At 67.8% G+C, this 12157-nt stretch carries 13 protein-coding genes and 1 pseudogene; 2 read left to right on the forward strand and 12 right to left on the reverse strand.

Annotation, left to right across the window (positions count from 1 at the left end):
- From ACAM49_RS34300 to ACAM49_RS34345, 10 genes are all read right to left on the reverse strand, one after another.
- Positions 1-516: LLM class flavin-dependent oxidoreductase (locus ACAM49_RS34300; RefSeq protein ID WP_369639702.1), on the reverse strand; the 516-nt coding region annotated here is incomplete at its 3' end.
- Positions 517-651: 135 nt separating this feature from the next.
- Positions 652-1263: a hypothetical protein gene (locus ACAM49_RS34305; protein WP_369639703.1), complete on the reverse strand. Its 612-nt coding sequence runs from the start codon at positions 1261-1263 to the stop codon at positions 652-654.
- A 29-nt stretch (positions 1264-1292) separates the two neighbouring features.
- Positions 1293-2249: an MlaD family protein gene (locus ACAM49_RS34310; protein ID WP_369639704.1), complete on the reverse strand. Its 957-nt coding sequence runs from the start codon at positions 2247-2249 to the stop codon at positions 1293-1295.
- Positions 2246-3352, reverse strand: coding sequence for an MlaD family protein (locus ACAM49_RS34315; RefSeq protein ID WP_369639705.1), 1107 nt, complete (start codon positions 3350-3352; stop codon positions 2246-2248). Before ACAM49_RS34315 ends, ACAM49_RS34310 begins: the two co-directional genes overlap by 4 nt.
- Positions 3349-4431, reverse strand: coding sequence for an MlaD family protein (locus ACAM49_RS34320; RefSeq protein ID WP_369639706.1), 1083 nt, complete (start codon positions 4429-4431; stop codon positions 3349-3351). Before ACAM49_RS34320 ends, ACAM49_RS34315 begins: the two co-directional genes overlap by 4 nt.
- A complete protein-coding gene (locus ACAM49_RS34325) occupies positions 4431-5468 on the reverse strand; it encodes an MlaD family protein (RefSeq protein WP_369639707.1) in 1038 nt (345 codons plus the stop codon). The genes ACAM49_RS34320 and ACAM49_RS34325 overlap by 1 nt, the downstream gene beginning before the upstream one ends.
- Positions 5456-6454, reverse strand: a complete 999-nt coding sequence (locus ACAM49_RS34330) for an MlaD family protein (protein WP_369639708.1) — start codon at positions 6452-6454, stop codon at positions 5456-5458. The genes ACAM49_RS34325 and ACAM49_RS34330 overlap by 13 nt, the downstream gene beginning before the upstream one ends.
- Positions 6451-7479, reverse strand: a complete 1029-nt coding sequence (locus ACAM49_RS34335) for an MlaD family protein (protein WP_369639709.1) — start codon at positions 7477-7479, stop codon at positions 6451-6453. The genes ACAM49_RS34330 and ACAM49_RS34335 overlap by 4 nt, the downstream gene beginning before the upstream one ends.
- Positions 7480-7482: 3 nt before the next feature.
- Positions 7483-8349, reverse strand: a complete 867-nt coding sequence (locus tag ACAM49_RS34340; RefSeq protein WP_245568506.1) for an ABC transporter permease — start codon at positions 8347-8349, stop codon at positions 7483-7485.
- On the reverse strand, positions 8346-9182 hold the full coding sequence (locus ACAM49_RS34345; protein ID WP_369639710.1) for an ABC transporter permease: 837 nt from the start codon (positions 9180-9182) through the stop codon (positions 8346-8348). Before ACAM49_RS34345 ends, ACAM49_RS34340 begins: the two co-directional genes overlap by 4 nt.
- A 399-nt stretch (positions 9183-9581) precedes the next feature.
- On the opposite strand from ACAM49_RS34345, the gene ACAM49_RS34350 reads away from it, so the two are divergent.
- The gene (locus tag ACAM49_RS34350) at positions 9582-9797 is read left to right on the forward strand and encodes a nuclear transport factor 2 family protein (RefSeq protein ID WP_369639711.1); all 216 of its coding nucleotides are present in this window, start codon (positions 9582-9584) and stop codon (positions 9795-9797) included.
- On the opposite strand, the gene ACAM49_RS34355 is transcribed toward ACAM49_RS34350, so the two are convergent.
- Positions 9798-10886 (reverse strand): calcium:proton antiporter, encoded by a 1089-nt coding sequence (locus ACAM49_RS34355; RefSeq protein ID WP_369639712.1) that lies wholly within the window; start codon positions 10884-10886, stop codon positions 9798-9800. It lies immediately after the preceding gene.
- Between the two features lie 106 nt (positions 10887-10992).
- On the opposite strand from ACAM49_RS34355, the gene ACAM49_RS34360 reads away from it, so the two are divergent.
- On the forward strand, positions 10993-11730 hold the full coding sequence (locus tag ACAM49_RS34360) for a VIT family protein (protein WP_369639713.1): 738 nt from the start codon (positions 10993-10995) through the stop codon (positions 11728-11730).
- Here the strand turns inward: ACAM49_RS34360 and ACAM49_RS34365 are convergent.
- Positions 11727-12157, reverse strand: a pseudogene (locus ACAM49_RS34365) (hypothetical protein); the annotation flags it as partial. The gene ACAM49_RS34360 and the pseudogene ACAM49_RS34365 overlap by 4 nt on opposite strands.

The following is a 12157-nucleotide window of genomic DNA, read 5'->3' on the forward strand; positions in this document are numbered from 1 at the left end:
GGTCAAAGGCGCTGGCACGCACAGGGTCTCGGCCAGCTGGTAGTGCTCGCCCTTGTACGGCCCGTTGTCGGGTCCCCACATCTGCAGGCAGATCTGCAGCGTCTCCTCGAGCCGCTCGAAGCGCTCGGCCACCGGGACCACCGGCACCCCGAGCCCGCGCTGCTCGCGCTCGTACCAGGACGCGCCGATGCCGAGTTCGGCCCGGCCGCCGGAGAGCACGTCCAGCGTGGTGACGATCTTGGCCAGCAGGCCCGGATGCCGGTACATCACGCCGGTCACCAGCAGCCCCAGCCGCATCCGCTCGGTCAGCGCGGCCACATAGCCGAGGGTGGTGTAGCCCTCCAGCATGGGCTCGTCGGGGGTGCCGCGATGCTCCATCTGGAAGTAGTGGTCCATGACCGTGAACTGTGTGAACCCGGCCTGTTCGGCGATGCGGGCGGTGTGCGCCAGGGTGGACGCGATCCGCTCGGGTTCGGCGGGCGTCGAATAGTTCCAGTAGTGCAGACCCAGTTCCATGTCCGACTCCTCAGTCACTGCCGGGTGGGTGATATGCCTGAAATCCGCCCTTCAGTCTGCACCCTCCGCCGCGTCCGGGACATGCGAAAGGCCCCGCCGGAGCGAAATGCTCTGGCGGGGCCGGGATCTCGGTGCCTACTGCTTGGGCAAGCGGAGGTCACTGCCGCCCACGTCCGCGACCTTCCAGTCGCTCTTGGGATCGACGGTGACGGTGTAGTACACGGTGGCCAGGCCGCCGTCGGGGGTCTGGGTGGTGGTCGTGTTCACGTTGAGGAAGACGTTCACCTTGTAGACGCCATTGTCGCGGTTGACGACCTGCGAGCTCAGGAAGGTCGGGCTGGAGTTCCACTTCATGGGGACCACCAGGGCCTGCAGGTTGTTGCGGGCGGCGTCGAAGGTGCCGGCCAGCTTCGGGGTGGTGTTGTTCTTGAGGCGGGCCAGCCAGGCGTTGAAGTCGGAGTAGTCGACGGTCGCGGTGCCCATGGCGTAGTCGGTGGCGACCTGCTCGGCGTGCTTGTCGTTCGCCAGCTGCGCGTCGCGGTCCTTCAGATCGGAACGGGCCGACTGCCACAGCACCGTGACGGTGACCAGCGCGGCCACCAGCAGCGCGCCTGCTGCAGCAGTGAGCAGCGTGGACAGCTTGAGCGATACGGTCTTCGCGGCGGGCTGTTCCGGCTTCACGGTCGACTCGGAGACAGTCGAGGTCTCCGGCTCAACCGCTCGCTTCTGATCGGTGTCCTGCGACATCGGGTCTCCTTACTCCTTGCGGTACTGCGTCATTTCACGGCGACCTGAACCCGCACCGCGTCGTCCGTGGTGGACGCGAGCGCCTGCGAGATCACGCTGCTGATGTCGATCTGCGGCCCGGTGGTGCGCACCGCGTCGACGAGCGGCTGCAATCCGGGCGAGAGGGTCTTCAATTCGGGTCCGGCCTGTCGCAACCAATCGGTCAGCCTGGCCAGGAAGGGTGCCAGCCCGTTGCCTTCCACATAAACCTGTGGGCCGGGTGCACGGTCCACCAGTCTACCGACCGCATTGACCAGCGCCTCGAGCGACTGCTCGAACTGCACGAACGCCGGTGCGGCAGCCGCCGTCGCCTCACCCATGCCGTCGATATTCGAGGCCGCCGCCTGGAAGCTGTTGAGTAGCTGAGCGATCTTGGGTTCGCGGCTCATGATGGCCTGGGCCAGCAGATCACCGGCGCGGGTCAGGTTCGGCATCGACGCATCCGTGCCGTGGAAGGCCGTACCCAGGGTGCTGGCCAGCGAGGCCGCCACCTTCGGGTCGAGCTGGTTCATGACCTTGTTGACCAGCCGCGACACCTCCGGAATCGACAGCGGCGACTTCACCGCGGCGGTGTCCAGGCGCTGCCCGTCCTTCAGGTAGGGCGCGCCGCCGGTGCGGGGCCGGAACTCGACGTAGGGCTCGCCCAGCGCGGACAGCTGCTCGATGGTGATGTCGCTGTCGGCGGGCACCTTGCGGTCGGAGTCGATGCGGAAGCCGACCTCGACGCCGCGCGCGGTGGAATCCATCGAGGTGATCTTGCCGACCGGCATGCCGGTGAGCAGCACCGGCGAACCCACGCTCAGGCCACCGGAATTCGTCAGCACCATGGAGGCGTTGGTGTACTCCGCGAACGGATCCACCCGCACCACACCGAAGGTCAGATAGCTCGCGCCCACCACGGTGACGGCGGCGATGCCGCCCAGCGACGCCAGCGAACCCCATTTCATCGCACGGCTCCGATCATGCGCAGCGCGGACAGGATGCCGGTGATCTGATCGTCCTTGGACGCCGAATCCACCTTGACGCCGGTGACATTCACCTTCGGCCCCTGCTCGACGAACGGAATCAGCTTGTCCCGCAACAGCGAGGTGAGCAGCGACAGGTTCGACGGCACCGACAGGTCCAGCGGCCTGCTCGACAGTGCCAGCGGCGCAAAGGCTCTCGTCACCGGATCCAGCGCGGAGGTGAGCGGCGCGAGCCAGGCCAGCGACTGGCCCAGCCCACCGAGCACCGTGAAGATCTGGGCCACGCCCGCGATCGAGGTGGCGACCCCGGTCATGGTGTCCACCGACTCCTGGGTGAGCTGGTGGTCCAGGTGATCCACATTGTCCTGCAGCACTTGGGCATTGGTGCCCAGGCCGTTGAGCAGCTTGTCGACCTCGTCCAGGTGTGCGGCCAGGTCCGTCGCGTTTCCGGCGGCATTCTGGGCGATGCGCTTGGTCTCGTTCGGATCCGCGGGCAGCACGTTGTTGAACCGGGTGATGATGTCCTGCAACTGGTTGATCGCACCGCCCTGGGTGAAGGCGGCCAGCGCGGCCATCGTGTCCTCCAGCTGCACAGGCGGTTTCGTGTGGTCCTGGGTGATGGTGCCGCCGTCACGCAGCAGCGAGCCGAAGCCGTTGGGCGGCGTGGTCAACGCCAGGTGGATGTCACCGAGCACGGTGTTCTGCCGCAGCTCGGCCACGGTCGTGGTCGGCAGCTGGGCCTTGGTCGAGATGTCGGCGTCCACCACCACGTAGCCGCCGCGCCCGCCCGCGTGGGCCGAATCCACCACGCGCACACCGGCGACCGAGCCGACCTGTGCGCCATTGGCGATGACCTTCGCCTTGGCGGGCAGGTTCAGCACATTGCCGAACTCGATGTGGATCCGATAGGTCGGACCCGAGATGGTGGTCCCGGGCACCGGCACCGAGGACGGATCGAAGGCGCAGCCGCCGACCCCGGCCAGCAGGCCCGCCGTCAGAACGGCCGTCCCGGCACGTTTGGCAATGCCCTTCGGCATGCGGAGTTCACCGGTTTCGACCGTGAGCTCCCAGCGTCCGATTCTCATCGCGCACCTGCCATTCCGAGGACCAGGGGGATCAGCGGCACATCGACCAGCCCGTTGGCGGCATCGGCGCATGTTCCCGGCTTGACCGCATTCGCCGCCGCGCACAGCTGCTCGGACTGCGCGGCGGGCAGCGCCGCGCGCGGGGATCCGTAGGTGATGCCCGTGCTCATGACGTTCTGGGCGGCATTGGTGAGCACCGGCAGCTTGCGCACGACCTCCGAGAGCGAGCCGACATTGTTGCGCAGCAGCCGCACCAGCGGCAGCGTGTCGTCCAGGGCGCGCATGATCGGGTCACCGGCAATGGTCACCAGGTCGTTGAGCATGGGCAGCGCCTGACCGAGCCGGTCGATGAGTTCCGCACCGGGGCCGATCAATTCGGTGCTGGCGTTGGTCAGCGCCGGGGCCAGCCGCAGCAGCATGGACCGCAGGTCGCCCCAGTGGTCCTGCACCTTCTGGCCGACCGAGGCGAAGGCGTCGAAGATGCCCGCCAGATGCCCGATATCGGCATCCGGTTGCGACAGCGCCGAACCCAGCTTCTTGACGATCTCGTTGATCTGCTGACCCGCGCCCTGGGTGCCCGCGTCCAGCGCGGACAGGCCGTGCTGCAACGCATCCGGGGCCGAGGCCTGCTGCAGCTGCGAGGACAGGTCGGCCAGCGCGGTCAGGGTCTCGGTGATGCTCTTGGGCGTCAGGGTCTTGGTGATGCACTGCGACGAATCCCAGTGCGCCAGGTTCTTGCCGCCATTGAGCACCGCCAGATTGCGGTCGGCCACAATGGAATCCGAGACCGTGGTCGCGGCGGCGTCCGCGTACACGGGGTACTTGGCGTCGACGGTGAATTTCACCTTGACCTTGGTGCCGTCCGGATCGATGGAATCGACCGTGCCGACCGGGATTCCACGCATGGTCACCTTGTTGCCCGCGTACAGGCCCACCGAGTCGGGCATGACGGCGCAATAGGAGACGGTCTTCTTGATCGGGTCGAACCAGATGAAGTAGCCGACCACGGCAAGTACCGCGATCAGCACCGCACCGGCGACGGACATGAACGCCTGGGATCCGAGCATGCGCTTGAACATCAGCAGTCCTTCCCGGGCAACGGAATGCAGACCTGCGGCAGCGTCACGGTCTGCCCGGACTGGTCGATCCGCACGCCGCCGTCCGGAATCACCAGGTCCGACAGCTTCTGCTGCAGTCCCTGCGCCCCGCTGAGGATCGGCTCGAACTTCTGCCCCAGCTGCTCGAGCCGGGTGATGGCGTCGTTCAGCTTCGGCTTGAGCGAGTCGTCCCACGCGGGCGCGGCACCGGCCAGCCGCCCGACCACATCGCTGAGCAGCCGGATGGCCTCGGCCATCTCGGTGTGCTTGGCCTCGAGCACGGTCACCAGCAGATTGGCGTTGTCCATCAACCGGCCCAGATCGGACTTCGCGCCGTCGTACATGCGCACGTACTCGTCGGCCACCGCAATGGCGTTCGAGACCTGGCCGCGCTGCTTGTCCAGCGCGTCCACGTAGGTGCCGATCGTCTGCAGTGTGGTGCGCAAGGTATCCGGCGCGCCATCGATCGAATCGCCAAGGGCGGCAAGGTTCTTGTTCAGCGTCGAGCCGTCGATCTTGGACATCGGCGCGGCCGCGTCCTGGAACGTCTCGACCAGGCTGTAGGGCAGGCGCACCCGATCCGCCGGAATGGCCGCCGACCCCAGCGGCTTGCTCCCGGCCGGGAACACCGCCACATAGTGGCCGCCGACAATGGTCAGCATCCGGATGTCCAGGGAGGTCTGATCGCCAAGGAACACATCGGATTTCACGGTGAAGCGCATGACGACCTTATCCGGCTTCAACTCGAGGGACTTCACCTCGCCGACCGAGATACCGGCCACGCGGACGTCGTCGCCCGCCTTCACCGACTGCGCCTCGGACAGCTCCGCGGTGTAGGTGTGCTTGCCGAGCGGAATCACATACAGCGCACCGGCGGCCAGCAGACCGAGCACCACGGCGACCGCGCCGATGATGCCCATGCGCAGGTGCCGCTTCTGCTTGGTCGCGTCGTCGACGACCCGGTCCTCGCGCTTCAGGCTGAAGTTCTTCAAAGCCTGCGGCAGTCTCAGCCCTTGCATATCGCCACCTGCTGTCCCTGGATCAACACCCGCAGCACCGACGGCACCTCCGCGGATCCCTTGCTGCACGTCGGTTTCCAGCCCTCCGGGCCGGACGGCAGCGCGGTATCGGCGGCGGCCAGCACCGCGGGCAGCCGGCCGAGCACGTCGAGGGCCTGCTCGGCGTCGGGGAAGACCTTGCGAATCAACGCGTCCACGTCCGAGCCGCTGTTGATGCCCAAGGCGCGCAACAGATTGTCGATGGGCCCCAGCACCGAGGGCGCGGTCGCGGCGAACTGCACCAGGCCGCCGATGTTCTGGTTCAGCGCCTCGAAGATGTCGCTGAGCTGCTTGATGAGCGGCACCAGATAGTGCACGCGACCGCCCAGCCGATCCGACAGGTCCGACATATTGCGGATCAGCGTCCCGATCACCTGCTGCCGGTTGTCCACGTACGACGCGAGTTTCCCGATGGCGTCCATGGCCGGGCCGACACCGCCGCCGTCACCCTCGATCAAGGCCACCATGCTGGCGCTGAACTGGTTGACCGCCTCGGGAGAGATCGTCTGCAGCACCGGCTTCAGGCCGTTGAACAGCTGGGTCACGTCGAACGACGGCACGGTGTGGTCGTCATCGATGCGCGCGCCCGCCGGAATCCGCTTGCCCGGCTGCGGCTGCTGCTGCAGATCGATGTAGCGCTGCCCGGTCAGGTTCTGATAGCGGATGGCCAGCTTGGAATTGTCGTAGACGGGCGCATCGGTCTTGACCGACAACCGGACTCGCGCCTTCGAGCCCTCCAGCTCGATGCCCTTCACCTTGCCGACCTGCACGCCGTACATGCGCACGTCGTCGCCGACCTTGAGGCCATTGGCGTCGGTGAAGATCGCGTCGTGGGTCTCCGTCTTGCCCGACACCGGGCGCTGGATCGCGGTGAGCACCAGCATGAGCACCACGACGATCACACCCGCGAACAACCCCAACCGCCATGCGGCCGCCTTGACGCTCATCGCACACCCCCGAGCAGCGGCACCGCGATCGCGGGAACGTTCCTCAAGTCGACCTCGAGATTGAGCACCGGGCCCTGCCCGTTGTCCGGCATGGCGGCGCGCAGTCGCTGCAGCAGTTCGCGCAACTGCTCCGAACTCAGCTGCGGCTGCGGCACCATCCGCGCCAGCGTGGTCAGCACCGGCGCGAGCGTGTCGGTCGTACCCGACAGCTGAACTCCGGCCTGCGAGAACGCCTTCGACAAGGCAGGCAGCAGCTGACCGGTCACCAGCGAGACGCCCTGGTCGTAGGAGCCGCGGTCGGCCTGCAGCCGCTGGATGCTGCGCAGCAGGTCGATCACCTGCACGGTCGCGCCCGCGAACTTGCCGCCGCCGTCGAAGGCCGGGCCGAGCGCGCCGAACAGCTGCGACATCGGCATGGTCTGGTTGTCGGCGATGGTCCGCTGCGCCACGATCAGCGCCTGCACCAGCGGGGTGAACGCGGCGGTGTCGGCGGCGGCCTGCGCGATGACCGAGGCCATCTGCGGCGTCAGCACCGAACCGCCAACCTGCGAGGCGCTGCGCAGAATCGAGCCCATGGTGGCGTCGTAAACATCCGACGCTCTGGGCCCGGTGAAGTCCAGCACCGTGCCCGAGCGCAGCGGCGAACCGCCCGTGCCCCGGCGCAATTCGATCTCGCTGATGCCGAAGAGGTTGGCGGGCGCGTAATCCACCTGCAGGCTGTCGTCCAGCCCGAACAGCTTGGTGTCGTCCAGGCGCAGCGAGATCTGCTGCGTCCCATGCTGGTCCGGCGCGATATCGGTGACCTTGCCGACCACCATGCCATTGGCCCGCACCTCGGTGCCGACCAGCACGCCGTCACCGATCTCCTCGGTGCGCAGCGAGATCGGCAGCCCCGGTTCGGCCTGCTGCGACCGGTACAGCGACCAGCCCGCCGCGACGGCGATCACCAGTGCCAGCGCGATCGCGCCGACCGTCAACGCGCGCTTGCGATCGACGGCCACACCCGGCATTCCGTAATTCGGCATCCCCTACCCCGTGAACGTAATCGCCGAGTTGAAGCCCCAGAGGGACAGCGACAGCACCATGTCCATGGCGATGATCGCCACCGACGACGCGCGCACGGCCTTGCCCGAGGCGATACCCACGCCCTCGGGACCGCCGGTGGCGAAAAAGCCGTAGTAGCAGTGGATCAGGATGACGACCACCGCGAAGATGGCCACCTTCACCACGGCCGCGATCACGTCGAATCCGGACACGAACTGGAAGAAATAGTGGTCGTACACGCCCGCCGAGGCCCCGTGCACCAGCGTGATCAGCCCGCGGCAGGCCGCGTAGGACAGGATCAGCGCGATCAGGAAGGTCGGAATGATGGCGACCGCGCCCGCCAGCACGCGGGTGGTCACCACGAAGGGAACCGAACGCAGGCCCAGGGATTCGATGGCGTCGATCTCCTCGGAGATGCGCATGGACCCGATCTCGGCGGTCATGCGGCAGCCCGCCTGCGCCGCGAAACCGATGGCCGCGGCGATGGGGGCCAGCTCACGGGTGGTGGCGTAGGCCGACACCAGACCCGACACCGGCCCCATGCCCAGCATGTCCAGCGTCGTGAACGACTCCACCGCCACCGACGCGCCCATGACCAGGCCGAGCACGATCATCATCGGCACGGTGCCGCCGCCCACGATGACCGAGCCGCGGCCCCAGGTCATATCGGAGATGGCGCGCATGGTCTCGCTGCGATAGCGCTTGAGCGTCAACGGGATCGACGAGAGCACCTGCCAGACGAAGGCCAGCACGAAGCCCAGGTTCTCCACCCGGCGCAGGATCAGTCCCCGGCGGCGATAGGCGCGCGCGGCCCAGCCCAGCCCCTTGGGCACGTAGGTAGCCGACATCAGGCCAGCCTCGTCGGCAGGAACATATCGGTGATCTGGGTGGCGACCAGGTTCACGGTCACGATGGACACCACCGACAGCACCACCGCCGCGTTCACCGCGTCGGCCACACCGCGCGGTCCGCCCTTGGCCTCGAGCCCGCGCTGGCAGGCGATGATCACCACGAGGAAGCCGAAGATCACGGCCTTCAGCAGCGACACCCACACATCGGCGGTGGTGGTGAAGGAGCCGAAGGTGGACCAGTACGAGCCGGGCGTCACGCCCTGCCCGCCGATGGCGACGCCGTAACCCGCGAGCACGCCCACGAAGATGATGAGCACGTTCAGCAGCGGCGCGACGAAGACCATGGCGACCAGCCGCGGGATCACCAGGCGGTGAATCGGGCTGATGCCCATGGTGTTCAGCGCGTCGATCTCCTCGCGGATGGTGCGCGCGCCCAGATCCGCCGCCAGCGCCGCGGCCCCCGCGCCGCCCAGCAGGAAGCCGGTGGCCAGCGGCGCGCCCTGTTTGATGACGCCCAGACCGCCGGTCGCGCCCAGCAGCGAATCCGCGCCGAGGGTGTGGATCAGGTTGCCGACCTGCACGGAAACGATGACGCCGAACGGGATCGCGATGAGCACCGCCGGAATCGCGGTGACGGTGATGAGCCGCCAGGCCTGGAGAATGGCCTCTTTCCACTGGAATTGGCGGCGCGCGATATCGGTGAAGGTGCCGACCACCGCCTCCTCGGCAATGCCGACCGCGCGCCCGAAGGTGCGCAGCGACGCCACCGTGGTGCCGGAGAAGTTGTCGCGGACGATGCGCACGGCGGACCGACTCTGGACGGCCCGGGTCATCGCGGGACTACTTCATCAGGACGCCGGAACCGGCGTGAGGTGGCGAGCTTCAAAATTCTTCTCCGTGATCGGCAACACTGCCTGCCATCAAAGCTAATGGTTACAGCGAGTTACAACAAATCGCTTTGTGATGTGATCGAGACCATCAAGCTACCGACGAGTACGCGATCTGTCACGCCCGGTCAACGGGACGGGCATGCGCGCGACCTGCGGTTCTAGAACCTGTTATCAGAGCCGGTCGGGTGCCCATGTGATCTCCAGCACCCCTTGCGCGAACCCTCGCAGAGACCGTTTCGAGACCCTCAGCCATACCCGAACGAGAATTGAGTGATTTGGCAGCAACCCCTGATTTCCCATCGAACCCACGCGTAACCCGGATGCGGCGTGTTCACTGTCGCTGTGGACAACACAGTGTCGGCGGTCCTGCACTCGATAGAGGCCGGCGACTGGGCGGAATTCGCGAAACTCGTGCACCCCTATGTGCATTGGACCGAGGACGGCGTCACCACGCGCGGGCGGGTTCAGGTGATGGCCCTGCTGTCCCGGCACCACGCGACCAAACCCGCGACGTCGGTCGAAATGCGCGACGGCCAGGTCTACCGCTGGGACTCCTGACTACGGGCTGACCGCCAGAAAAACGAAGGCGGAGAACAACACCAGGTGCACACAGCCCTGGAGCAGGGTCGCGCGTCCCGGCACCACGGTCAGCGCGCCGACGACCACCGTCAGCGCCAGCAGCACCATCTGGGTCGCGCCCAGGCCGAGCATGAGCGGGCCCTCGATCCAGATCGAGGCCAACGCGATGGCCGGAATGGTCAGGCCGATGCTGGCCATGGCCGAACCCAGCGCGAGATTCAGCGAGATCTGCATGCGCTCGCGGCGCGCGGCGCGCACGGCCGCGATGGTCTCGGGCAGCAGCACCAGCAGCGCGATGACCACACCGACCGCGGACTGCGGCAGTCCGGCCGCGGCGATACCGGATTCGATATTGGGCGAGACCACCTTCGCCAGGCCGACCACACCGATCAAGGCAACCAGCAGCAAACCCAGACTGAGCAGCGCCTGCCGCTTGGTGGGCGGGTCCTCGTGCTCGTCGTCCGCGGTGACCGCCACGCCCTCGACGGGCAGGAAGTCATCGGGATGGCGGACCGTCTGCACCATCACGAAGACGCCGTAGAGCACCAGCGAGGCCACCGCCGCGAAGATCAACTGCGAGGCCGAGAAGACCGGGCCGGGCTCGCTGGTGGTGAAGGTCGGCAGCACGAGACTGAGCGTGGCCAGCGTCGCGACCGTGGCCAGCGCCGCGCCGGTGCCCTCGGCGTTGAAGACCGCCACCCGGCGCCGCAGCGCACCCACCAGCAGTGACAGGCCGAAAATGCCGTTGCACGTGATCATTACGGCGGCGAAGACGGTATCGCGCGCCAGCGAGGCGGCCTTCTCACCGCTGGACACCATGAGCGTCACGATCAGTCCGACCTCGATGATGGTCACCGCGACCGCGAGGATGAGCGATCCGAACGGCTCGCCGACCCGATGCGCCACCGTCTCCGCGTGATAGACCGCCGAGAGCGTCGCGCCGATCAGCCAGACCCCGACCACGACCGCCACCACCGGGTTCAGCTCCCGGCCCCACGAGGCCGCCAGCACCACGGCTGCCACCAGCGGGAGGATGACCGCCCAGTACCGACTGCAGAAACGCACCATGATCACCATCGTTGCAGCAAACCGTCCGCACACCCCGCAAATGGGAGCCATCCCTCGCCCGATCGCGTTACCGCATGACCGCCCGCCGGTGAATTAGGCTGCCCACGTGGACGACACCTCCGGAGCCGACCCGACCGGCGCGGCGCACCCGCACGAGCCACACGACGCCAGCCTCGCGTCCAAGCTGAACTGGCTGCGCGCGGGCGTGCTCGGCGCGAACGACGGCATCGTCTCGACCGCGGGTCTGGTGGTCGGCGTCGCCGCCGCCTCCACCGACACCAGCGCCATCCTCACCGCGGGCATCGCGGGCCTGGCCGCGGGCGCCATCTCGATGGCCGTCGGCGAATACGTCTCGGTCAGCACCCAGCGCGACACCGAGCGCGCGCTGCTGTCCAAGGAGCGGCAGGAGCTGGCCGAGGAGCCGGACTACGAGCTTGCCGAGCTCACCCAGATCTACGAGGCCAAGGGCCTCACGCCCGAGACCGCCCGCCAGGTGGCCGAGGAGCTCACCGCACACGACGCCTTCGCCGCGCACGCCGAGGCCGAATTGGGTTTGGACCCACACGATCTCACCAACCCCTGGCAGGCCGCGCTGTCCTCGGCGATCTCCTTCACCCTGGGCGCGATCCTGCCGATCCTGGCCATCCTGCTGCCGCCGGTGCAGTGGCGCATCCCGGTCTGTTTCGCCGCCGTGCTGGTGGCACTGGCCATCACCGGATCGGTGAGTTCCCGTCTGGGCGGCAGCAATCCGCGCCGCGCGGTGCTGCGGGTCGTCATCGGCGGTGCGCTGGCCATGGCCGTCACCTACGGAATCGGCCAGCTCGCGGGTATTTCCGGCGTCTAGTTCGGGACCGGAGCCGAATCGTCCGGCGGTGCGGGCACATCCGGCGGCGCGTCGACAGGACCCGAGGTGTCCGGGCCGATCACGACCGGGATCTCCACCGGATGCGGCGCCGCGGGCACGATCGGCGGCGCGGGCGGGGCCGGATTCGCCTCGGCCGGAGCGGGATTCGGCGCGGCCGGAGCCTGGACGACCGGCGCGATCTCGGGCGGCCGCCGACCGGGCGCCGGGCTGTCGTGGCGCGGGCGCACCACATTGACGATCGAGGTATCCGCGATCGGGCGATCACCGGAACCGGTGAGCCACATGCCCGCTCCCACCCCGGCGGCCATCAGGGCCGCGACCAGGACCACCAGGCCCAGGCGGCGCGGATCGATATCGTCCGCGTCGCGCCGGATCTCCTCGACGGTGCCGAGCATGGCGGTCCTCC

Origin of the sequence: Nocardia sp. JMUB6875, from assembly GCF_041154655.1 — a bacterium.
Classification (GTDB): domain Bacteria; phylum Actinomycetota; class Actinomycetes; order Mycobacteriales; family Mycobacteriaceae; genus Nocardia.

Coding starts and splice junctions, on each gene's coding strand:
- ACAM49_RS34305 (WP_369639703.1), bottom strand. CDS start 1,263: ATGTCGCAGGACACCGATCAGAAGCGAGCGGTTGAGCCGGAGACCTCG.
- ACAM49_RS34310 (WP_369639704.1), bottom strand. CDS start 2,249: ATGAAATGGGGTTCGCTGGCGTCGCTGGGCGGCATCGCCGCCGTCACC.
- ACAM49_RS34315 (WP_369639705.1), bottom strand. CDS start 3,352: ATGAGAATCGGACGCTGGGAGCTCACGGTCGAAACCGGTGAACTCCGC.
- ACAM49_RS34320 (WP_369639706.1), bottom strand. CDS start 4,431: ATGTTCAAGCGCATGCTCGGATCCCAGGCGTTCATGTCCGTCGCCGGT.
- ACAM49_RS34325 (WP_369639707.1), bottom strand. CDS start 5,468: ATGCAAGGGCTGAGACTGCCGCAGGCTTTGAAGAACTTCAGCCTGAAG.
- ACAM49_RS34330 (WP_369639708.1), bottom strand. CDS start 6,454: ATGAGCGTCAAGGCGGCCGCATGGCGGTTGGGGTTGTTCGCGGGTGTG.
- ACAM49_RS34335 (WP_369639709.1), bottom strand. CDS start 7,479: ATGCCGAATTACGGAATGCCGGGTGTGGCCGTCGATCGCAAGCGCGCG.
- ACAM49_RS34345 (WP_369639710.1), bottom strand. CDS start 9,182: ATGACCCGGGCCGTCCAGAGTCGGTCCGCCGTGCGCATCGTCCGCGAC.
- ACAM49_RS34355 (WP_369639712.1), bottom strand. CDS start 10,886: ATGGTGCGTTTCTGCAGTCGGTACTGGGCGGTCATCCTCCCGCTGGTG.